Origin of the sequence: Halomonas sp. SpR8, assembly GCF_031010195.1 — a bacterium.
In the GTDB taxonomy this organism is placed as follows: Bacteria; Pseudomonadota; Gammaproteobacteria; order Pseudomonadales; family Halomonadaceae; genus Vreelandella.
Genome location: NZ_JAUAMC010000002.1, coordinates 637,974 through 659,760, shown reverse-complemented (window position 1 = coordinate 659,760; position 21,787 = coordinate 637,974). Strand labels below are relative to the sequence as shown.

The following is a 21,787-nucleotide window of genomic DNA, read 5'->3' as shown; positions in this document are numbered from 1 at the left end:
GGGTGATGGGAAATCATTGTCGAGATGCGACCTGTATCGGGAACTGAAAATGACATTACAGCTAAAAGATCCTGGTCTGTTAAAGACTCGAGCTTATATCGATGGCCAGTGGGTAGATGGAAAGCAAGGTGCACGCTTTGAGGTGATCAATCCTGCTACTGGAGAAGTGGTTGCACAGGTAGCAAACGCTGGTGCGGATGATGCCCGAATGGCCATTGAAGCCGCTCACCGCGCTCTTCCTGCCTGGCGGGCAAAAACCGCTAAAGAACGTAGCACTATTCTGCGTCGCTGGCATGATTTGATGCTTGAACATCAAGATGACCTGGCGATGATTATGACTTATGAGCAAGGGAAGCCTCTCGCCGAAGCCAAGGGCGAGGTGGCTTATGGGGCATCCTATATTGAATGGTTCGCTGAAGAGGCTAAACGTATCTATGGCGATGTTATTCCGACCGTTGCCAATGACCGTCGGCTGATTACGATTAAGCAGCCGGTGGGTGTGGTCGCAGCTATCACACCCTGGAATTTCCCCAATGCTATGTTAGCTCGCAAGGCGGGCCCCGCACTGGCGGTGGGATGTACTTTCGTCATGAAGCCAGCCAAAGAAACACCTTTGTCTGCTCTGGCAATGGTAGAGCTTGCTGAGAGGGCAGGCATTCCAGCCGGTGTGTTGAATCTTGTGGTAGGAGAAAACTCCAGTGAGATTGGCAGCGAGCTGACTGGGAACACAACTGTACGCAAGGTGACATTTACAGGCTCTACGCCGGTAGGAAAGCTATTGCTAAAACAGTGTGCTAATACGGTTAAGAAGGTCTCGATGGAACTGGGTGGGAATGCTCCAATCATTGTCTTTGATGATGCAGATTTGGATCAGGCCGTTGCTGGGGTGCTGGCTTCAAAGTTTCGAAATGCAGGTCAGACCTGCATCTGCGCAAACCGAATCCTGATACAGGATGGGGTATACGAGGCCTTTGTTGAGAAATTTATTGCTGCTGTGAGTGAACTTAAGGTAGGCAATGGACTTGACGCAGGCATAACGGTTGGCCCGTTGATACATGAACAGGCGGTTAAAGATGTTCATGCAATGGTGGAAGAAGCTTTAATGAAAGGCGCTATATTGATGACGGGTGGTGCTATTGATAGTCCTGGCACATGTTTTTATCAGCCAACAGTTCTGACCAACGTTACCAGTGACATGCGTATCTTCCGTGAAGAGATATTCGGTCCAGTAGCCCCGCTATTTAGGTTCAAAGATGAAGCTGAAGCAATAGCGATGGCAAACGATACCGAGGTTGGTCTTGCTTCTTATGTCTATACGCGTGATGTAGGACGAGTATGGCGTATTTCAGAAAACATTGAGTATGGGATGGTTGGCGTCAATGAAGTGGGAATATCGAACGAAGTGATACCCTTCGGAGGCATTAAAGAATCAGGGCTTGGCCGTGAGGGCTCTAAGTATGGTCTCGATGATTATTTAGAGATCAAATATATCTGTATGGGAGGGTTAGGTCACTAGGTGTCGTTAAAGCTGGATAATAATGTATATCTGCTAACGACATCTTGGTCAGATGTGCCTGCACATGCGTGATTGTAGTAGTGGCGGGCAGCTGCATAACGGTGTGGCGCCCAAACATGGCGCAAGGCGATTTTTACGCTATTCAAGGAAGAAGGCGCGCTGCGCTGATAAGAGACCCCTCATGTCTTGAATAGATATGTGAGTGCCTTATTCGGGTAAGTCCTTAACCTCGGAGGGGATAGGCTGGGAAAGCGCCATCAACCATTACGAGCAGAACAATAAACCACAGGAGCCAGCCATGAATGCAGCCAATCGCGGAGTCGTCTATAAAGGTCCTGGTGAAGTCGCCGTCGAATCCATTGCCTACCCTGAGCTAGCCCTCGGTAATCGCAAGTGTGAGCACGGCGTTATTCTCAAGGTCGTCACCACTAATATCTGCGGCAGCGACCAACATATGGTACGCGGCCGCACAACCGCACCCTCGGGCCTAGTACTTGGCCACGAGATTACCGGCTTGGTCGTCGAGTGCGGGCGCGACGTCGAGTTTATTCAACCTGGCGACCTGGTTTCTGTGCCGTTCAACATTGCCTGTGGCCGCTGCCGCAACTGTAAAGAAGGCCGTACCGGTATCTGTCTCAACGTCAATCCAGCGCGCCCCGGCGCAGCCTACGGCTATGTGGATATGGGCGGCTGGGTCGGCGGCCAGACCGAATATGTCATGGTTCCCTACGCCGACTTTAACCTGCTGAAGTTCCCCGATGCCGACCAGGCCATGGAGAAGATCAAGGATCTGACCCTGCTCTCCGATATCTTCCCCACCGGCTTCCACGGCTGCGTGACCGCCGGTGTCGGCCCTGGCAGCACCGTCTATATCGCCGGTGCCGGTCCCGTAGGCCTGGCGGCTGCGGTTTCCGCTCAGCTGCTGGGCGCCGCGTGCGTGATTGTCGGCGATATGATCGAAGAGCGTCTGGCTCAGGCCCGTAGCTTTGGTTGCGAGACCATCGACCTGACCCAGGATGGCGATATGGCCGACAAAATCGAAGTGATCCTCGGCGAGCGTGAGGTCGATGCCTTTGTCGACTGCGTTGGCTTCGAGGCCCACGCCTGTGGCTGCAACCACGGCAAGGAAGCGCCCGCAACCGTACTCAACTCGGCGATGTCGTTGACACGCGCGGGTGGCCAGATCGGTATTCCAGGGCTATACGTGACTGAAGACCCCGGCGCTGCTGACGAGGCGGCCCAACAGGGCGCTCTGAGCATGCGCTTTGGTCTTGGTTGGGCCAAGTCCCACAGTTTCCATACGGGGCAGTGCCCGGTGATGAAGTACCATCGCCCGCTGATGCAGGCTATTCTGTTCGGCAAGGTTAATATTGCCGATGCGGTCAATGTCCAGATGATCACTCTGGATCAGGCACCCCAGGGCTACGCCGACTTCGATGGCGGCGCTGCTAAGAAATTCGTTATTGATCCCCATGGTAGCGTGGCCTAAGAGCTTTTTTAACTTAGCAACGCATTAACTTAGCAACGTATTAACTAAGCAGCTTATTAGCTGAGCAACAGGCATAGCCCTGCCTGCCGGTGGGGCAAGATAGTTTGATACAGCGCGACCCTAGACGGCGCCCCGAGGGGTGCCGTTTTTGTTCATTCGGTATACAACCGATCAAGATAATAATGAGTAACCCATGACCGTCCAGACCGTGATCCCCAAACGCCGCTTCCGCGGCAAGCCCCGCGGCCGTGAACTCGACCCCCGTCTTCTTGAAGGGTTGCGTGAACTGCTGGGCGACGAACGCCAGGACGCCACGCTGCGCCGACGCGACCTACTAATTGAACACCTGCATGCCATTCAGGACATCCGGGGCCATCTGCTGCTGGCGGAGCTGCGTGCTCTGGCAGCTTACATGAACCTGCCCATGGCGGCCGTTTACGAGACCGCCACTTTCTACGCCCACTTCGATATTATTCACGACGACCAACTGCCGCCGCCCGCGGTGACCATCCGTGTCTGCGACTCCCTAACCTGCCAGTTGGCCGGTGCCGAGGCGCTTAAAGCGCAGTTGGAAGCGAACGTGGATATTGAGCAGGTGCGTGTGCTCAGGGCACCTTGTATGGGGCGCTGCGACACCGCGCCGGTGGTGGAAGTGGGTCACCACCACGTGCTGTTCGCTACTCAAGCGAGCATTGAATCCGTCGTCGAAAAAGCGGATTTTCATCCCGCCCCCGTCGATTGGCAGCGACTAGATGGCTACCGCCGCGAGGGCGGTTTTGCGCTGCTCCAGGCCTGTCACAACGGCGAGGTCACGGTGGATGCACTTATGGAGGCGATGCAGCAGGCCAATCTGCGCGGTTTAGGCGGTGCAGGATTTCCTACCTTTAAAAAATGGTATTTCGTGCGTCAGGAGGCGGGCCCTCGCTACTGCGCCATTAACGCTGACGAGGGCGAGCCTGGCACCTTTAAAGACCGCTACTACCTGGAGCGCTCACCCCACCAGTTTCTAGAAGGGGCCTTGGTCAGCGCCTGGGCGGTAGACGCCGAGGCGCTGTATATCTATTTGCGCGATGAGTACCCGGCGTTACATGACGTGCTGCGTGAGGCCATTGGCGAGCTTGAAGCCGCTGGCCTGGTGGCGCCTGGCTATATCGTGCTGCGCCGAGGTGCGGGTGCCTATATCTGCGGCGAAGAGTCGGCGATGATCGAGTCACTAGAAGGTAAACCGGGCAAACCCCGACACCGCCCGCCGTTTGTGGCCCAGAAGGGGCTCTTTGACCGACCAACGCTGGTCAATAACGTCGAAACCGTCTACTGGATTCCCATGATCTGGCAGCGCGGCGCGGAGGCCTTCTCCAGCCAGGGCCGCCATGGTCGTGTGGGGCTGCGCAGTTTCTCGGTTTCGGGTCGAGTCAAACGTCCCGGTGTACACCTGGCACCGGCGGGTATCACCCTCAATGAACTAATTGACGAATATTGCGGTGGCATGGCCGACGGCCATCGCCTGGCGGCCTACCTGCCCGGCGGCGCCTCTGGTGGCATCCTACCCGCTACCAAGGCTGATATCCCCCTCGATTTCGACACCCTTCAGGAGCACGGCTGCTTTATCGGTTCGGCGGCGGTGATCGTGCTTTCCGATCAGGACGATCTACGCGGGGTAGCGACCAACCTGCTGGGCTTCTTTGCCGATGAGTCCTGTGGTCAATGTACGCCCTGCCGGGTGGGCACGGAAAAAATGCTCACCCTGCTCGAGCGGAATGAGTGGGACGCTGGGCTGATGACGCAACTTTCCCAAGTGATGATAGACGCCTCCATTTGCGGGCTCGGCCAGGCGGCACCTAATCCGGTGCTGGGGCTGCTCAAGGATTTTCGCGGCGAACTTGCCGCCCAGAACGTAATCGTCAAGGGGTAAGGGGATGACTATGAGCAAACAGAGCCCAGGCACCAGCTTCACGCTGACGCTGGACGGAGTTGAAGTCAGCGCATACCCCGGCGAAAGCCTCTGGCAAGTGGCCAAACGCGCAGGCGAAACCATTCCCCATCTCTGTTTCAAGGACGCCAGCGGCTATCGCGCCGACGGCAACTGCCGCGCCTGTATGGTGGAAATCGAGGGCGAGCGCACGCTGGCCGCGAGCTGTTTGCGTCAGGCAGCCCCCGGTATGGTGGTCAATAGCGCCAGCTCGGAACGAGCGCACACTGCCCGCAAGATGGTCATGGAGATGCTGCTGGTCGACCAGCCGGAGCGGGAAGAGAGTCCTGACCGTGCCAGCCATTTTTGGGCCATGGCTGACCAGTTGGCCATCGATGCTACGGCAGTGCGCCGCAAGATGCCCAGACGGGAAGAGCGTGAGGCACCCACCGTTCATCACGTAGCCTCCCGGGCGGATAGCCTGGAACAGGACAGCAGCCACTCCGCCATGCGCGTCAATCTAGATGCCTGCATCGAGTGCAATCTATGTGTGCGCGCCTGTCGCGAAGTACAGGTTAACGACGTGATCGGCATGGCACACCGCGGCGCGGCTTCGAAGATCGTGTTTGATTTCGACGACCCCATGGGTGATAGCACCTGCGTGGCCTGCGGTGAGTGCGTTCAGGCATGTCCCACTGGTGCTCTGATGCCTGCCACCGTAGTCGATCAGGCAGGCCGTGGCGATTCCGCCGCAGCCGATCGAAAAGTCGACTCGGTGTGCCCCTACTGTGGTGTAGGCTGCCAGCTTACCTACCATATTAAGGACGACGAGATCCTTTATGTTGAGGGCCGTGAAGGGCCTTCAAACGAGAATCGCCTGTGCGTCAAAGGGCGCTTCGGTTACGACTATCCGCGCCATCCGTCGCGGCTTACCGTGCCGCTGATTCGCCGGGAGGGAGTCGCTAAGGGTATCGATCCTGACTTCGACCCCGCCCAGCCGCTGACCCATTTCCGTGAGGCGAGTTGGGATGAAGCCCTGGATTTTGCCGCTAATGGGCTTATCGACCTCAAAACGGACCATGGCCCTGACGCCTTGGCGGGGTTCGGCAGTGCCAAATGCTCCAATGAAGAGGCGTGGCTGTTCCAGAAGCTGGTACGCACCGGCTTTGGCTCCAACCATGTGGATCACTGCACCCGCTTGTGCCACGCCAGCTCAGTTGCGGCGCTGATGGAGTGCATTGGCTCTGGCTCGGTCACCGCCTCCTTTATGCAGGCCAGCCAAGCCGACGTGGTGATTCTTACCGGCTGCAACCCGGCTGTGAATCACCCGGTAGCGGCTACCTTCTTCAAGCAGGCCGCCAAGCGTGGCACCAAAATCGTGATTATCGACCCTCGCGGCCAGTCACTGGATGCCTATGCCCATCTGAGTGTGCGCTTTTCACCGGGTGCCGACGTGGCACTGTTTAACGCCATCCTCAATGTGGTCATCAGCGAAGAGCTCTATGACACGGCCTATATCGCCGAGCATACCGAGGGTTTCGAGGCCCTGAAAACGCATACGGTGGACATGACCCCGGAAGCGATGAGCGGCCTATGCGGTGTTGAGCCCGAGACCATACGCGAAGTGGCCAGGCTTTATGCCACCGCCGAGCGGGCGATGATTTTCTGGGGCATGGGCATTTCCCAGCATACCCACGGCACCGACAATGCTCGCTGCCTGATCTCGCTGGCATTGGCCTGCGGTCAGACCGGACGCCCTGGCACCGGTCTGCACCCTTTGCGAGGTCAGAACAACGTGCAGGGAGCGTCTGATGCGGGGCTGATTCCCATGGTGATGCCGGACTACCAGCCGGTGAACGATGACCAGGTACGTGCGGCGTTCGAAGAGTTGTGGAATACCAAGCTGGATCCCACGCCAGGTCTCACCGTGGTGGAAATCATGGATGCTATCGCCGCGGGCACCATTCGCGGCATGTATATTCAGGGCGAAAACCCGGCGATGTCCGATCCGGATCTGGCTCATGCCCGGGCCGCCTTAGCCAAGCTTGAGCACCTGGTGGTTCAGGATCTGTTTGTCACCGAGACCGCCCAGTTCGCTGATGTGATCTTGCCGGCCTCCGCCTGGCCTGAGAAGAATGGTACCGTCACCAACACCAATCGTCAGGTGCAAATGGGGCGCGCGGCCTTGCCGCTGCCGGGCCAAACCAAGCCGGACTGGTGGATTATTCAAGAAATCGCCAAACGCTTCGGACTGGGTTGGGATTATCAGCATCCGCGAGATGTCTTCGAAGAGATGAAGCGTGGCATGCCCTCCCTCGACAATATCTCCTGGGAGCGCCTGGAGCGCGAGCAGTCGGTGACCTACCCCTGCCCAGCGGAGGATGCACCGGGTCAGGACGTTGTTTTCAGCGATGCGTTCCCTACCGCAAGCGGCCGGGCGAAATTTGCGCCCACGCGGCCACTGCCGCCGGATGAGCCGGTGGACAATGACTATCCGACGGTACTGACTACCGGACGGCAACTGGAGCACTGGCATACCGGTTCGATGACGCGCCGCGCCAAAGTGCTTGATGACCTGGAACCGGAAGCCGTGGCGAGCCTGGCGCCCGCTGAATTTGCCAGGCTTGGAATGGCACCGGGCGACGATCTGACCATTGCCACCCGGCGAGGGACTATTACGCTCAAGGCGCGAGTTGACCCTGGAATGCCAGAAGGTATGGTCTTCCTGCCGTTCTGTTACGGGGAAGCTGCGGCGAACCTGCTAACCAACCCGGCACTGGATCCTTATGGAAAGATTCCAGAGTTCAAGTATGCCGCCTGCCGGTTGAGTCGTAGTTCTACCCTTCAAGAGGTATCGCTAACCGTCTAAAAGAACTTGGCCCGCATCAGCGGGCCAAGTCTTTTGATAATTCTGAAAACCCTAACCCTGGGCTAACTGCAGCGTAGGCGTATCGTATCCCAGGTTTTCGAGCATCCGGGTGGCATACCAATCGACAAAGTCGATAACCCCGAACTCATAGGTTTCAGAGTAAGGCCCGGGTTGATACGCCTTGGAGTTGATGCCGCGCTGGTTCTCTTCGGCGAGTTGACGGTCCTGGTCGTTGGTCGCGTCCCACACCCGGCGGAGCTGCTCGGGGTCGTAGTCAGCGCCTTCCACGGCATCCTTGTGAACCAGCCATTTGGTGGTCACCACGGTTTGCTGCGGGCCAAGGGGTAGCACGCGAAATACCACCGCGTGATCGCCCATAAAGTGATTCCACGAGTTGGGCAGATGCAGGATGCGTAGTGAGCCCATGTCAGGGCTTTTTAAGCGGCCCATTAGCTTCTTGCAGCCTGGTTTTCCGTCCATTGTCATTGAAACAATGCCATCCAGCAGCGGCGTGCGGGTTAGTCGATTGCGTTTGCCAAAGCGCTTTAACTGATAGGGGACTTTTTCCTCATCCCAGTCAGCTTGTTTGCATGCCACCAATTCCTTATAGGCGGGCGTTGCGCGCGGGTCGTCGGTGTCATCAAACTCCTGCAATGAGTTCAGCAGTTCAGGGTGAGCCCCGTTGCAGTGATAGCACTCGCGGTTGTTTTCGATCACCAACTTCCAGTTGGCTTGCTCGACAATGCTGGACTCTACCGCCACCTTGACGTTATCCATCTGGTACGGCTCAAGATAATGCTCAAGGGTTTCCAGAAACTCGTCAATGGCGGGCGGTTCATTGCTTAAGTTGATAAAGATGAAGCCGCCGGCGGTACGCACGCTGACCGGTTTGAGGCCAAATTGATCAAGGTTGAAGTCAGTGCCCATATCACTACCGGCAAACAGCAGGCGGCCGTCAAGTTCGTAGGTCCACTGGTGGTACGGACATACGAGTTTTGCCACCTTGCCCTTATCTTTTGTGCAAAGCCGCGAACCGCGGTGGCGGCAAACATTGTGAAACGCATGAATAGCGCCTTCACTACCGCGCACAATGACGATCGGATTATCACCGACGTCCAGTGTTAAGAAGTTACCCTTGGTCGGTATCTCACATGTCATGCCTGCGAACAGCCACTCTTTCTCGAAAATCTCCTGCATATCAAGTGCGAACAGGCGAGCATCGTTATAAAACGGCTGCTGAAGCGAAAAGGTACGCTCTCTTGTCTGCAGTATCTCGGCCGTTGCCTCACGAGCCGCTGCGAGAGGGTCTTCCATTGTATTCAACACGCATTTTTCCATACCAGTATCCTCGTAAACCACTGCTTCCCCCTCAAGGGCTGCGAGTCGGCCATTAGTCAAGACTGCTTAATCTTTTTGTTCTGTCGCGTAACCTGGCGCTTTGTTCATACCCGACCTGTATCGAGTGACAGATTGTGTGGCAGGCGCGTCCCTGCCAGTTATCCAGCCGCGACATCAGGTGATGTAGTGACGACTAAAAAAGCGGTTTGTAAACGCTAAAAAGTGGCATGAGGTAAGTGCGCGTCGCTGTCAGGTAAGTCGGTTAGCAGGCGCGTCCCCAAAATGCAGCACAAAGGTACTGGCCGTATGACGAATACGGTTCGGTGATGCATAGCGATGAAGGCTGGTCAGGCAGAGGCGAAAATGACAACTAATTACTTCAACCCGGTCACGACCCAAACCTGGACCAACGGCCGGCATCAGGTTCGTTGCGTTAAGGTGATCCAAGAAACTCAGGATGTACGCACGTTCTGTTTTATGGCCGAGCAGCCTGTGCTGTTCTTTTTCAAGCCGGGGCAGTTCGTGACCCTCGAGCTTGAGATTGATGATCAGCCGATCATGCGCTCCTATACGATTTCCAGCTCCCCCTCAATCCCTTACAGCTTTTCCATCACCGTTAAACAAGTGCCGGGCGGTAAAGTATCTAATTGGCTGCATGCCAATTTAAAAGTGGGTGACGAGCTGGCGGTGCACGGGCCGGTCGGTAACTTTAACTCTATCGATTTTCCGGCCGAGAAAGTGCTGTTTCTCTCTGGTGGTGTGGGCATTACGCCGGTGATGTCTATGACGCGTTGGCTTTTTGATACCAACGCCGCTGTCGACGTTGAGTTCATACACAGTGCCCGGGCCCCTCGCGATGTCATTTATCACCGTGAACTGGTGCATATGTTCTCGCGCATCCCTGAGTTCAAACTGCATATCATTTGCGAGAGCAAAGAGGATATCGGTGAAGCCTGGGCTGGCTACCGTGGTTACCTTACCCAACCGCTGTTCGAGCTGATAGTGCCCGACTTCATGGAGAGGGAGATCTTTTGTTGCGGTCCTACTCCCTACATGAACGCCATCAAGAATATTCTGAAAAGCTATAACTTCAACATGGATCACTACCATGAAGAGTCGTTTGGCGCTACACCAGTCGATGTTCGTGAGGATGTTCTCGAGCAGGTCGAGCAGGCAGAAGTCGAGGCCGAAAACATCGACACCAGCGACTTGCACAGCATCGAATTTGTCTCTTCAGGGAAAAGCGTGCGTATTCAGGCTGGTGAGACAGTTCATGCGGCGGCGGCAAAGCTGGGTCTACATATTCCCAAGGCTTGCGGTATGGGGATCTGCGGCACTTGCCGTGTAGCGCTTAAGTCTGGTGAGGTGGAAATGGAGCATAACGGCGGTATTACGGAGGAGGATGTCGAAGAGGGCTACATTCTATCCTGCTGCAGTCGTCCGAAAGGCGATCTGGTAGTGGATTACTAGCGCTGACAGATATTTGTAATACAAACATTTTTAAGACATGCGTTTTTAAATACGTGCATTTGAAACATATGCGTCTTAAAAATATACATCTTAAAAACATGTATCTCTAAACAATAGAGTTGAGCGCCCTTTATGGCTACTGCCGTAAAGGGCGTTTGGGTTTTATTGATAAAAAGAATCATCCGTTTTACGCAGGCTTAGCGGCTAATAAATATGAATTATCAATTGGCCTTGCTCGCTGCAACGAAGCTTTTCATGCTGCTTTTTCGGCGTCTCCTGCTAACGACTAGCCTAAATGTTGCCGATGTCGCAAATACATCGAGTGGTGACGTCGGCAAGCATCTTGGGCCCGGACACCAACGATAGTATCGCGGTAAGAACGCGTTGATAGGGACCTTGGTTGAAAGTGACCTGGTTTTATCAGCATTAAAGAGTATGTCCAGCACTTAATAAAAAAGTGACTAATGAGGAGGCGGTAATGCTTCACAATAATTTTTCCCCCAATGCACGTTTGGCCAGTTACGACAGTTTGCTTGCTGAAGCAATTGCTGAAGAAACGGTTCGCCAAGAAGCGCATATTGAATTAATCGCCTCCGAAAATTATACCAGCAAGCTTGTTATGGAAGCGCAAGGTACCCAGCTGACCAACAAGTATGCAGAAGGCTATCCAGGTCGTCGTTACTACGGTGGGTGCGAGTTCGTTGACAAGGTTGAAGCCTTGGCTATTGAGCGCGCCTGCCACCTGTTTAGTGCCAATTATGCCAATGTGCAGCCGCACTCTGGTGCCCAGGCCAATGCCGCTGTGTTTATGGCGCTGGTATCACCGGGCGACACCGTGTTGGGTATGAGCCTGGCCCACGGCGGCCACTTAACGCATGGTGCTGCACCCAACTTTTCGGGCAAGCATTACAATGCCGTGCAGTATGGCCTCAAGCCAGAAACCGGCGAGATCGATTATGAAGAAGTTGAGCGCCTGGCTCGCGAGCACCAACCGAAGATGATCATCGCGGGGTTCTCTGCTTATTCTCGCGTGGTGGACTGGCGGCGTTTTCGCGCTATCGCCGACGAAGTGGGCGCTTGGTTAATGGTCGATATGGCGCACGTTGCAGGCTTAGTGGCTGCCGGCCTCTATCCAAGCCCGCTCCCCTACGCTCATGTGGTGACCACGACGACCCACAAAACACTGCGCGGCCCACGCGGCGGTTTGATTCTCTCCGCCCATGGCGACGAAGCACTCTATAAGAAGCTCAATGGCGCGGTTTTCCCCGGCCAGCAGGGTGGCCCGTTAATGCACGTGATCGCCGCTAAGGCGGTGGCGTTTAAGGAAGCCATGAATCAGGAATTCGTGCGCTACCAGCAGCAGGTGATTGATAACGCTCAGGCCATGGCCAAGGTGTTTATGGAGCGCGACTACGACGTGGTGTCTGGCGGTACCGACGACCATCTCTTCCTGGTGTCGCTTATCCGCCAGGGCATTACCGGTAAAGATGCGGATGCCGCACTAGGCCGCGCGCATATTACGGTCAATAAAAATACGGTGCCCAACGACCCCCAGAGTCCCTTCGTGACCTCGGGTCTGCGTATTGGTACCCCCGCGGTCACCACGCGCGGCTTTGATGTTGAAGAGTGCCGCGAGCTGGCTGGCTGGATCTGCGACATTCTGGACGTCTTGGCCGCAGGCAACGACACGGCTTCCATTGAGGCCGAGGTGCAGGCCAAAGTGACCGATGTGTGTGCCCAGCACCCTGTCTACGCTGAGTCCGCTGCTGAAGCCGTCGAATCCATTGCTTGAATCGGCTTGCCGGCAGGGCCCGGCGCGGCTGAACTAAGGAGACCACTATGCAACGCTATTCCGGCTTCGGCCTGGTCAAGCACGCGCTGAGCCATCATGAGAACTGGGAGCGCCAGTGGCGTAACCCCACACCCAAGAAGCAGTACGATGTGATCATCGTCGGTGGTGGCGGCCACGGCTTGGCCACGGCCTACTACTTGGCGAAAGAGTTCGGCGTTAAGAACGTGGCGGTGATTGAAAAAGGCTGGCTGGGCGGGGGTAATACTGCCCGTAATACCACCATCGTGCGTTCTAACTACTTATGGGACGAGTCGGCCGCCCTTTACGAACATGCCATGAAGCTGTGGGAAGGGCTTTCCCAGGATCTTAACTACAACGTCATGTTCTCCCAGCGCGGCGTTCTTAACCTGGGACATACCCTGCAGGACATGCGCGATATCCAGCGCCGCGTCAACGCCAATCGCCTTAACGGCATTGACGGTGAAGTGCTGGATGCCAAGGGTGTGCAGGAGCTGGTACCGATCATGGACTGCTCTGCGAGTGCTCGCTACCCGGTGATGGGGGCCTCCTGGCAGCCGCGTGCGGGGGTGGCTCGCCACGATGCGGTAGCCTGGGGCTATGCCCGCGGTGCCGATGCCCACGGGGTGGATATCCTGCAGCAGACCGAAGTCACTGGCTTTAAGATTCGTGACGGCCAGATCTACGGCGTGCACACCAACCGTGGTGATATCGAAGCTAAAACGGTGGGCTGCGTGACCGCCGGTAATTCCAGCGTGCTGGCTAAGATGGGCGGCTTTAATTTGCCGCTGGAGTCCCATCCGCTGCAGGCCCTGGTTTCCGAGCCTATCAAACCAATTCTCGATACCGTCGTGATGTCGAATCACGTGCATGGCTACGTCAGCCAGTCTGATAAGGGCGATCTGGTCATCGGCGCGGGCATTGACGGCTATAACGGCTATGGCCAGCGTGGTAGTTATCCCACCGTTGAACACACGCTCCAGGCGATCGTCGAGTTGTTCCCGATCTTCTCTCGGGTGCGTATGAACCGTCAGTGGGGCGGAATCGTAGATACCTGCCCGGATGCTTGTCCGATTATCTCCAAGACGCCGGTGAAGGGGCTCTACTTCAACTGCGGTTGGGGTACCGGTGGCTTTAAAGCCACCCCAGGGTCGGGGCATGTGTTTGCAGCTAGCCTTGCCAAGGGTGAGATGCACCCCATTGCCGAGCCGTTCTCCATGTTCCGCTTCCATAGCGGTGCTCTGATTGACGAGCACGGCGCTGCCGGCGTTGCCCACTAGGGTTTGTAAGAGAGGAGTATCAAATGTTCTATATCTACTGCCCTTACTGCGGCGAACACCGTGAGGAAGAGGAGTTTCATCCCAAGGGTCAAGCGCATATCGAGCGGCCTAAAGAGCCTGAAGCGTGTAGTGACGAAGAGTGGGGTAATTACCTGTTTTTCCGCGACAACCCCCGTGGCGTTCACCATGAAATGTGGGTGCATGCGGTGGGCTGCCGCAAGTTTTTTAACATGACGCGCCACACCGTGAGCTACGAAATTCTCGAGACTTACAAGATGGGCGAGCAGCCGTCAATTACCGCCGATAGCCAGAGCGCTCCCCGCGAGGCTGCTGTGGTAAGCCAACAAGAAGGAGTGCGGGCATGAGCCAGTCCAAGCAACAAATGTTCCGCCTCAACACGGGCGGGCGTATCGATCGCTCCCGCACGTTGAGCTTTACGTTTAACGGTCAGAGCTACCAGGGGCATCCAGGGGATACGCTGGCCTCGGCGCTACTGGCTAACGGCGTGGATATCGTCAACCGCAGCTTTAAATATTCACGCCCCAGAGGCATCGTTGCCGCCGGTGCTGAAGAGCCCAATGCCATCGTGCAGCTAGGCAGCACCGAGGCGGCGCAAGTACCTAACGTACGTGCTACTCAGCAGGCGTTGTTTAATGGCTTAACCGCCTCTAGCACCAATGGTTGGCCTAATGTACAGCGCGATCTGATGGGGCTGTTTGGCAAGCTGGGCGGGCAGTTCATGCCCCCGGGGTTCTATTACAAGACCTTTATGGCGCCAGCCTCAATGTGGCTGACCTACGAGAAATACATTCGTAAGGCGGCAGGGTTGGGGCGCAGCCCCATGGAAGCCGATCCGGACAGCTATGATCACTTCAATCAGCACTGCGATGTGCTAGTCGTCGGCGCAGGCGCCGCGGGCCTAGCGGCGGCACTAGCCGCTGCACGCAGCGGCGCTCGGGTGATTGTGGCCGATGAACAGGAAGAAATGGGCGGCTCGCTGCTGGCTAGTCGCGAAACCCTGGACGGCAAGCCAGCCGAGCAGTGGGTGGCTCAAGTGCTTGAGGAGTTAGCGGGTTGCGAGAATGTCACGCTGTTGCCGCGCACCACGGCCAACGGCTACCACGATCATAATTTCGTTACCCTGCATGAGCGGCGCACCGAGCACTTGGGCGATACGGCGCCGGTTGTCAATGGCCACCGCGAAGTCCGTGCCCGCCTGCACCGAGTGCGCGCTGGTCAGGTGATTCTGGCTACGGGTGCCCATGAGCGGCCGCTGGTCTATGGCGGCAATGATGTGCCGGGCAATCTAGTGGCTGGCGCCGTATCGACCTATATCCGTCGCTATGGTGTGGCACCGGGGCGTCAACTGGTGCTCTCCACCAGCAACGATTATGGCTATCGCGCTGCTCTGGATTGGAAAGAGGCTGGCTGCAAGGTCGTCGCCATCGTTGATGCTCGCGAGGCACCTGCTGGAGACTGGGTAGATGCCGCCCGCGCCCAGGGCATCAACATTATTACTGGCAGCGCCGTCATCGAGGCGAAGGGCAGCAATCGGGTCACCGCTGCACGGGTCGCCAAAATCGATATTGACGCTTTCCAGTTGAGCGGCTCAATTCAAGAATTAGCCTGCGACACTATCGCAAGCTCTGGGGGCTATAGCCCGGTAATCCACTTGGCCTCCCACACCGGTGCGCGGCCTACATGGCGTGACGATATTATCGGCTTCGTGCCAGGGCTAGTGAAAGGCGTGCAGGCGTGTGGTGGTGCCAACGGCAGCTATGCGCTGGGTGACGTACTCGCCGAAGGTGTCGAAGCGGGCATTAAGGCGTCGGCAGCCACGGGGCATGCCGCACAGGCGATTAACCTGCCTAGCGTCGAACGGCTTCAGCAGGGGGCAGCAGTGGCACTTTTCCAAGTGCCTCATGAAAAACCTACCCTGCGCGGACCGAAACAGTTCGTTGACCTGCAAAACGATGTCACCGCGGCGGGTATCGAACTGGCTACCCGTGAAGGCTTTGAGTCCATCGAGCATATCAAGCGCTACACCGCGATGGGCTTTGGTACTGATCAGGGTAAGTTGGGCAACATCAACGGTATGGCGATTGCGGCCCGCTGCCTGGGACGTTCCATTCCCGAGGTAGGGACTACCGTGTTCCGTCCCAACTATACCCCGGTCACCTTTGGAGCCATCGTGGGTCGCCATAGTCGTGATCTGTTCGATCCCGAACGCTATACTGCGCTTCATCAGTGGCACGTAGAACGCGGTGCCGAGTTTGAGGACGTCGGTCAATGGAAGCGCCCCTGGTACTATCCACAGAAGGTGAATGGCAAGATCGAGACGCTGCACGAGGCGGTTGCTCGCGAGTGCCTGGCGGTACGTGAGAAGGTGGGCATTCTCGATGCCTCGACGCTTGGCAAGATCGATATCCAGGGGCCTGACGCGCGCGAGTTCCTGGCGCGGATTTACACCAACAAGTGGGAAAAACTGGCAGTCGGCAAGTGCCGTTACGGCCTGATGTGCAAAGATGACGGTATGGTCACCGACGACGGTGTGACCAGCTGTCTTGCCGAAAACCACTTCCTGATGACCACTACCACCGGCGGCGCTGCGGCGATCCTAGAGTGGCTGGAGTTGTGGCATCAGACCGAATGGCCGGAACTGGATGTCTATTTCTCATCGGTGACCGACCATTGGGCCACCATGACTATCACCGGGCCAGAAGCGCGCAAGTTACTCGCCGAGATTTCCGATATTGATCTCGACCGCGATAGCTTTAAGTTTATGGATTGGCGGTCAGGCAAGGTCGCGGGTGTGCCTGCACGTGTCTACCGCATCTCCTTTACCGGCGAGCTGACCTTCGAGATCAACGTGCAAGCCAACTATGCCATGCACGTATGGCAGACCCTGTTCAAGCATGGCGAAAAGTATGGCTTGACGCCCTATGGCACCGAAACCATGCACGTCCTGCGGGCTGAAAAGGGCTTCATCATCGTGGGACAGGAAACCGACGGCTCTGTCACCCCGGAAGACCTGGGTATGCAGTGGTGTGTCGGCTACGACAAGCCTTATTCATGGATTGGCAAGCGGGCCCTGACGCGCAGTGACACCAAGCGTGAGAACCGTAAGCAGTTGGTAGGGCTAAGGCCCAAGGATCCGAAAGTGGTGCTCGAAGAGGGTGCCCAGATTGTGTTTGATCCCAAGCATGCGATCCCCATGCCCATGGTGGGGCATGTTACATCCAGCTACTACAGCCCGATTCTGGATTCTGGGTTTGCCTTAGCAGTGGTGAAAGGTGGGCACAAGAAAATGGGCGAAACGGTCTATCTGCCGATGGCAGACGGCCAGACCCATGAAGCCGAAATCGTCAGCACCATTTTCTACGACCCCAAGGGAGAGCGCCAAAATGTCTAACGCGGCCACCTTCGATACCCGTACCGATACCGCTATCCCAGTAGAGTCACCGTTAGCCTATAGCTATCGTCATAGCGGTGCTCCGCGGGCCGGCAGTGCAAGCCGGCTTCAACTGCGCGAGCGGGCGATGCTTGGGCATCTAGTCCTTCGTGGCGGGGCCATCGTCCTCGACGAGGCGGTGCGCGACGTGCTTGGGATCAGCTTACCTGGCAAGCCTCAGGCGCTTGTGCAGGATGCCAGCGGCGAACGCTCCATTCAATGGCTGTCTCCGGACGAGTGGCTGGTGATTGTGCCCGGTGGCGAGGAGTTTCCGCTGGAGACGAAGCTACGTGACTATTTGGGCAGCGCTCATTTCGCGATCAGCGATGTGAGCGGCGGCCAGACACTGCTAGAGCTTTCCGGTGAAGCGGCGCAAGAGCTGTTGATGAAAACGGTCATCTACGACGTGCATCCCAGTAATTTTCCAGTGGGTAAGGGCGTCACGACCGTCTTCGCCAAGGCAACCGCCATCATTCGCCGCCCCAGCGAAGACCGCTGGGAGCTAGTGATACGGCGTAGTTTTGCCGACTACTGCTATCGCTGGTTACTGAATGCAGCGACAGAGTATGACATTAACGTAGAACAATAAGCTGGCAGGCCGAAACGTTGTTTCGGCCGCTATTATCTTCCGCTACGATCTGCTGCTAATAGAGATACTTTCACTATGAGCCGAATGAGTGATACCTGGATTCTTGCCGCCCAATGCCCGAGTCGTTTGGGAACGGTGGACGTCGTCACGCGCTTCTTGAAAGAGCAGCAGTGCTATATCACCGAGCTCAACTCTTTCGATGACCGGCTCGGCGGACGTTTTTTCATTCGCGCCGAGTTCCGTCCGGAACTTGATGCATTTGAAGAAGAAAGTTTTCACGCTGACTTTGCAGCACGGGCCAATGAGTTTGGCATGCAGTTTGAGCTGACGCCCCCAGGAAAACGCACGGGAACCGTGATTCTGGTCTCGAAAGCCGATCACTGCTTGAATGATCTTCTCTATCGCTATCGTACCGGTCAGTTGGCCCTTGATATCAAAGCGGTTATTTCCAACCATCCTGATCTGGAGCCGTTGGCGACATGGCACGGTCTGCCTTATCACTATCTGCCGATCAGCCCCGAGACGAAATTGCAGCAGGAAGCCCAGGTTCGCGACATCATTGCGGAAACCGATGCTGAATTAGTGGTGCTGGCCAGGTACATGCAGGTGCTTTCACCCTCCATGTGTGAGCTGTTGGCAGGGCGGGCCATCAATATCCATCACTCGCTGCTACCTGGTTTTAAAGGCGCTAAACCTTATCATCAGGCGTATGAGAAAGGGGTCAAGCTTGTCGGCGCAACGGCGCATTATATTAATAATGACCTTGATGAAGGGCCGATTATTGCGCAAGGGGTCGAGCCCGTGGACCATACTCATTACCCCGAGGATCTGGTAGCCAAGGGGCGCGATATTGAATGCCTAACCTTGGCGAGAGCGATTAGCTATCACCTAGAACGCCGCGTATTCTTTTATTCGGGACGCACGGTAGTGTTCGGGAATTGATCTGAAGCTTCATGAAGAGAAATTGGAGTACCAGCACTTTTTTATAATCGGGTTACTTTTTCGCGAAAGTTGACTGTCAGCGCTAAGTAATCCTTTTCGAAACGCTGCTAAATATACTGTTTTACAACAAGTAAGATGCTTCTCAAACCGTCACTAACGTTAGTTTAATAAATCTATAAATTATTAAATCTCCCAGGCAGTGCCTGATCTCCCCTATTTACACGTTTAAAGGTGCTCCGATGCCTATCAGTGTCTTCGACCTTTTTAAGATTGGAGTAGGTCCCTCCAGTTCGCATACCGTCGGGCCCATGCAGGCGGCTTTTAAGTATGTAACCGCGCTACGCGAAAACGGCTTGCTCAGTGATGTAGCGCATATTGAAGTCCATCTTTATGGTTCTCTATCCGCGACGGGTATCGGGCATGCCACCGATCACGCGATTATTATGGGACTGATGGGCGAGCGTCCCGATACGATTGATCCCAAGATTATTGAGCCAGCCATCAAAATGCTCAAAGAGAACCAGTTATTAAAACTGGACCGACAAAAGGAGGTGATTTTCAATTGGAATCGTGATCTCTATTTTCATGAAGAGAGCTTGCCTCACCACCCCAATGCCATGAGGCTGGCTGCTTTTACTCTCCAAGGTGACTTGGCGTATGAAAATACCTACTACTCGGTGGGTGGCGGTTTCGTTGTCGAGCAAGCGCAGGTGGATATGCCGCTAGATGATTTGGGAGGGGCGACCATCCCTTACAATTTCGATACCGCTGGGGAGCTTTTGGCGCTATGCAAAAAAGAGCAACTGAGTGTCAGCCGGCTGATGCTGGAAAATGAGAAAGTCTGGCGATCCGAGGAAGAGGTCAGAAACGAGCTTTGGCGTATCTGGCAAGTCATGTGTGAGTGCATTGACAATGGGTTATCCCATGAAGGGATATTGCCTGGTGGGCTGCAGGTAAAACGCAGAGCTAAGCTGCTTCATCAGCGTCTTCAAGCGGCTGAGCAGAACGACTGCCTGATCGCCACGACGTTTTCAGCAATGGAGTGGGTGAATATCTTTGCCCTCGCTGTTAATGAGGAAAACGCCGCAGGCGGGCGTATGGTGACGGCGCCAACTAACGGCGCCGCTGGCATTATTCCTGCTGTTTTGCACTACTACATGAAATTTCAGCCCAACGCCTGTGAGAAGAACGTGGTGGATTTTTTGCTGGCGGCAGGCGCCATCGGCATTCTGTGCAAGAAAAATGCCTCGATTTCCGGTGCTGAAGTGGGCTGTCAAGGCGAAGTCGGCTCGGCGTGTGCCATGGCAGCGGCCGGTCTGGCGGATGTGATGGGGGGAACGCCCGAACAAGTTGAGCATGCGGCGGAAATCGGCCTGGAGCACAATTTAGGATTAACCTGCGACCCCGTTGGCGGCCTGGTTCAAGTCCCCTGTATCGAGCGCAACGCCATTGCAACGGTAAAGGCGATCAACGCCGCTCAGATGGCATTGCGGGGCGATGGCACTCACTTTATATCGTTAGATAAGGTGATACGCACCATGCGCGATACAGGCAGAGACATGCTGGATAAGTACAAAGAAACATCCAAAGGTGGTTTAGCCGTCAATGCTATTGAGTGTTAAGCGATGGCGTACCCGTAAACCAGATTGTTAACTGCCCAGCGAACTGAATGGGATGCATCTAAAAAAGCTATGCAAAATTTTTGAGGATTGTGAGGGAGAAAGTCGCTTGGAGATCCTAGGAAATTACTGAAGGAAAGAAGTAGGCAAATGTGGCACGTATGTGCCACATGAGATGAGCCAACAAACAAAAAAAGGCAGATCAGTAAATTACTGATCTGCCTTTCAAAATATTGGTAGCGGGGACCGGATTTGAACCGATGACCTTCGGGTTATGAGCCCGACGAGCTACCAGACTGCTCCACCCCGCATCAACGTGTGGCGTATTCTACAGATGTTTTACGTGAAGTCAATAGGGCGATTAACACGTTCGGCTTATAGCGGTTAGATGGATCCTGCTGCAACATGAAGAGAGTGCAGCTATGCTGCAAGTAGTCACAATAAAAAGCTTACGCTGGTGCATTGCTCAAGCAAATAATGCATTAGGGTAGTTCAAGCGCAATCGCGCTTATTCACAGTGGCTTGCGGCGCAATGTGCGTGCTTTAAGATCCAAGCCATTTGTCATATCAGGGAGGTAGTCAATGGCCAATCAAGCCCCCGTCGCCTGGGTAACTGGTGGAACTGGTGGTATCGGTACGGCAATTTGTCGTTCGTTGGCAGATGCGGGTTATCTGGTCGTGGCGGGTTACCGTAACCCCGACAAGGCCAAAACCTGGCTGGAAGCGCAGCATGCCGACGGCTATAACAATATCGAATTGTCAGGAGTCGATCTTGCCGACCACAACGCCTGCCTGGAGGGAGCCCGCGAAATTCATGAAAAGCATGGCCCTATTAGTGTGCTAGTGAACTGTGCCGGTATCACCCGTGACGGCACCATGAAGAAAATGTCTTACGAGCAGTGGTACGAAGTACTTGATACTAACCTCAACAGCGTTTTTAACACCTGCCGTAGCGTGATCGAGATGATGCTCGAAAGTGGCTATGGGCGGATTATTAATATTTCATCAATCAATGGGCGCAAAGGCCAGTTTGGCCAGGTCAACTATGCGGCCGCTAAAGCCGGGATGCACGGGCTGACAATGTCGCTGGCGCAGGAAACAGCGACCAAGGGAATTACCGTTAATACCGTATCGCCTGGCTATATTGCTACCGACATGATCATGAATATTCCCGAAAAAGTGCGCGAAGCAATCCGAGAAACGATTCCGGTGAAGCGCTATGGCACGCCAGAGGAGATTGGCCGATTGGTCGCTTTCTTGGCCGATAAAGAGTCAGGGTTTATTACCGGTGCGAACATCGATATTAACGGTGGCCAGTTTATGGGCTAATGTTTTTCCAATGAGGAGAACGCAAACGGGAGGCTATCGCCTCCCGTTGTTGTTATCGAATTGCTATTACTGAATTGTTGCTACTGAATTGTTGCTACTGAATTGTTGCTACTGCATTGCTGTTACTGCATTGCTGTTACTGAAGGGTGGTGGATGGCGTTAAACGCTGTATCCGC

At 55.4% G+C, this 21,787-nt stretch carries 14 protein-coding genes and 1 tRNA gene; 13 read left to right on the top strand and 2 right to left on the bottom strand.

Going from position 1 to position 21,787, the window contains the following annotated elements; all coding sequences use genetic code 11:
- Positions 1-49 precede the first annotated feature (49 nt).
- The 4 genes from QT230_RS06350 to fdhF all read left to right on the top strand — a co-directional run bounded on the left by QT230_RS06350 (position 50) and on the right by fdhF (position 7,783).
- The gene (locus QT230_RS06350) at positions 50-1,516 is read left to right on the top strand and encodes an NAD-dependent succinate-semialdehyde dehydrogenase (protein WP_308320734.1); all 1,467 of its coding nucleotides are present in this window, start codon (positions 50-52) and stop codon (positions 1,514-1,516) included.
- Positions 1,517-1,814: 298 nt separating this feature from the next.
- Positions 1,815-3,005 (top strand): formaldehyde dehydrogenase, glutathione-independent, encoded by a 1,191-nt coding sequence (gene fdhA / locus QT230_RS06345; RefSeq protein WP_308320733.1) that lies wholly within the window; start codon positions 1,815-1,817, stop codon positions 3,003-3,005.
- Between the two features lie 193 nt (positions 3,006-3,198).
- The gene (locus tag QT230_RS06340; protein ID WP_308320732.1) at positions 3,199-4,917 is read left to right on the top strand and encodes an NAD(P)H-dependent oxidoreductase subunit E; all 1,719 of its coding nucleotides are present in this window, start codon (positions 3,199-3,201) and stop codon (positions 4,915-4,917) included.
- 10 nt (positions 4,918-4,927) lie between these two features.
- The gene (fdhF, locus tag QT230_RS06335; RefSeq protein ID WP_308320731.1) at positions 4,928-7,783 is read left to right on the top strand and encodes a formate dehydrogenase subunit alpha; all 2,856 of its coding nucleotides are present in this window, start codon (positions 4,928-4,930) and stop codon (positions 7,781-7,783) included.
- 51 nt (positions 7,784-7,834) lie between these two features.
- On the opposite strand, the gene QT230_RS06330 is transcribed toward fdhF, so the two are convergent.
- Positions 7,835-9,121 carry an aromatic ring-hydroxylating dioxygenase subunit alpha gene (locus QT230_RS06330; RefSeq protein WP_308320730.1) on the bottom strand — a complete coding sequence of 429 codons (1,287 nt, stop codon included), beginning with the start codon at positions 9,119-9,121 and terminating at the stop codon, positions 7,835-7,837.
- A 363-nt stretch (positions 9,122-9,484) separates the two neighbouring features.
- Between QT230_RS06330 and QT230_RS06325 the strand changes: the two genes are divergently transcribed.
- The 8 genes from QT230_RS06325 to QT230_RS06290 all read left to right on the top strand — a co-directional run bounded on the left by QT230_RS06325 (position 9,485) and on the right by QT230_RS06290 (position 20,285).
- Positions 9,485-10,591, top strand: coding sequence for a hybrid-cluster NAD(P)-dependent oxidoreductase (locus QT230_RS06325; RefSeq protein WP_308320729.1), 1,107 nt, complete (start codon positions 9,485-9,487; stop codon positions 10,589-10,591).
- A gap of 478 nt (positions 10,592-11,069) precedes the next feature.
- Positions 11,070-12,383, top strand: a complete 1,314-nt coding sequence (glyA, locus tag QT230_RS06320) for a serine hydroxymethyltransferase (protein WP_308320728.1) — start codon at positions 11,070-11,072, stop codon at positions 12,381-12,383.
- Between the two features lie 47 nt (positions 12,384-12,430).
- Entirely contained in the window at positions 12,431-13,681 is a 1,251-nt protein-coding gene (locus tag QT230_RS06315; protein WP_308320727.1) for a sarcosine oxidase subunit beta family protein, read from the top strand.
- Between the two features lie 23 nt (positions 13,682-13,704).
- Entirely contained in the window at positions 13,705-14,046 is a 342-nt protein-coding gene (locus tag QT230_RS06310) for a sarcosine oxidase subunit delta (RefSeq protein WP_308320726.1), read from the top strand.
- On the top strand, positions 14,043-17,093 hold the full coding sequence (locus tag QT230_RS06305) for a sarcosine oxidase subunit alpha family protein (protein ID WP_308320725.1): 3,051 nt from the start codon (positions 14,043-14,045) through the stop codon (positions 17,091-17,093). Before QT230_RS06310 ends, QT230_RS06305 begins: the two co-directional genes overlap by 4 nt.
- Positions 17,086-17,721 carry a sarcosine oxidase subunit gamma family protein gene (locus QT230_RS06300; RefSeq protein ID WP_308320724.1) on the top strand — a complete coding sequence of 212 codons (636 nt, stop codon included), beginning with the start codon at positions 17,086-17,088 and terminating at the stop codon, positions 17,719-17,721. The genes QT230_RS06305 and QT230_RS06300 overlap by 8 nt, the downstream gene beginning before the upstream one ends.
- 75 nt (positions 17,722-17,796) lie before the next feature.
- Positions 17,797-18,663, top strand: coding sequence for a formyltetrahydrofolate deformylase (purU, locus tag QT230_RS06295; protein ID WP_308320723.1), 867 nt, complete (start codon positions 17,797-17,799; stop codon positions 18,661-18,663).
- 239 nt (positions 18,664-18,902) lie between these two features.
- Positions 18,903-20,285: an L-serine ammonia-lyase gene (locus tag QT230_RS06290; protein WP_308320722.1), complete on the top strand. Its 1,383-nt coding sequence runs from the start codon at positions 18,903-18,905 to the stop codon at positions 20,283-20,285.
- Between the two features lie 231 nt (positions 20,286-20,516).
- On the opposite strand, the gene QT230_RS06285 is transcribed toward QT230_RS06290, so the two are convergent.
- A tRNA-Met gene (locus tag QT230_RS06285) sits at positions 20,517-20,593 on the bottom strand.
- Between the two features lie 271 nt (positions 20,594-20,864).
- On the opposite strand from QT230_RS06285, the gene phbB reads away from it, so the two are divergent.
- Entirely contained in the window at positions 20,865-21,611 is a 747-nt protein-coding gene (gene phbB / locus QT230_RS06280; RefSeq protein ID WP_308320721.1) for an acetoacetyl-CoA reductase, read from the top strand.
- Positions 21,612-21,787: the final 176 nt, after the last annotated feature.

What these genes read in the sequence shown, in the direction of transcription:
- QT230_RS06350 (WP_308320734.1), top strand. Translation starts at nt 50, where the DNA reads ATGACATTACAGCTAAAAGATCCTGGTCTGTTAAAGACTCGAGCTTAT.
- fdhA (WP_308320733.1), top strand. Translation starts at nt 1,815, where the DNA reads ATGAATGCAGCCAATCGCGGAGTCGTCTATAAAGGTCCTGGTGAAGTC.
- QT230_RS06340 (WP_308320732.1), top strand. Translation starts at nt 3,199, where the DNA reads ATGACCGTCCAGACCGTGATCCCCAAACGCCGCTTCCGCGGCAAGCCC.
- fdhF (WP_308320731.1), top strand. Translation starts at nt 4,928, where the DNA reads ATGAGCAAACAGAGCCCAGGCACCAGCTTCACGCTGACGCTGGACGGA.
- QT230_RS06330 (WP_308320730.1), bottom strand. Translation starts at nt 9,121, where the DNA reads ATGGAAAAATGCGTGTTGAATACAATGGAAGACCCTCTCGCAGCGGCT.
- QT230_RS06325 (WP_308320729.1), top strand. Translation starts at nt 9,485, where the DNA reads ATGACAACTAATTACTTCAACCCGGTCACGACCCAAACCTGGACCAAC.
- glyA (WP_308320728.1), top strand. Translation starts at nt 11,070, where the DNA reads ATGCTTCACAATAATTTTTCCCCCAATGCACGTTTGGCCAGTTACGAC.
- QT230_RS06315 (WP_308320727.1), top strand. Translation starts at nt 12,431, where the DNA reads ATGCAACGCTATTCCGGCTTCGGCCTGGTCAAGCACGCGCTGAGCCAT.
- QT230_RS06310 (WP_308320726.1), top strand. Translation starts at nt 13,705, where the DNA reads ATGTTCTATATCTACTGCCCTTACTGCGGCGAACACCGTGAGGAAGAG.
- QT230_RS06305 (WP_308320725.1), top strand. Translation starts at nt 14,043, where the DNA reads ATGAGCCAGTCCAAGCAACAAATGTTCCGCCTCAACACGGGCGGGCGT.
- QT230_RS06300 (WP_308320724.1), top strand. Translation starts at nt 17,086, where the DNA reads ATGTCTAACGCGGCCACCTTCGATACCCGTACCGATACCGCTATCCCA.
- purU (WP_308320723.1), top strand. Translation starts at nt 17,797, where the DNA reads ATGAGCCGAATGAGTGATACCTGGATTCTTGCCGCCCAATGCCCGAGT.
- QT230_RS06290 (WP_308320722.1), top strand. Translation starts at nt 18,903, where the DNA reads ATGCCTATCAGTGTCTTCGACCTTTTTAAGATTGGAGTAGGTCCCTCC.
- phbB (WP_308320721.1), top strand. Translation starts at nt 20,865, where the DNA reads ATGGCCAATCAAGCCCCCGTCGCCTGGGTAACTGGTGGAACTGGTGGT.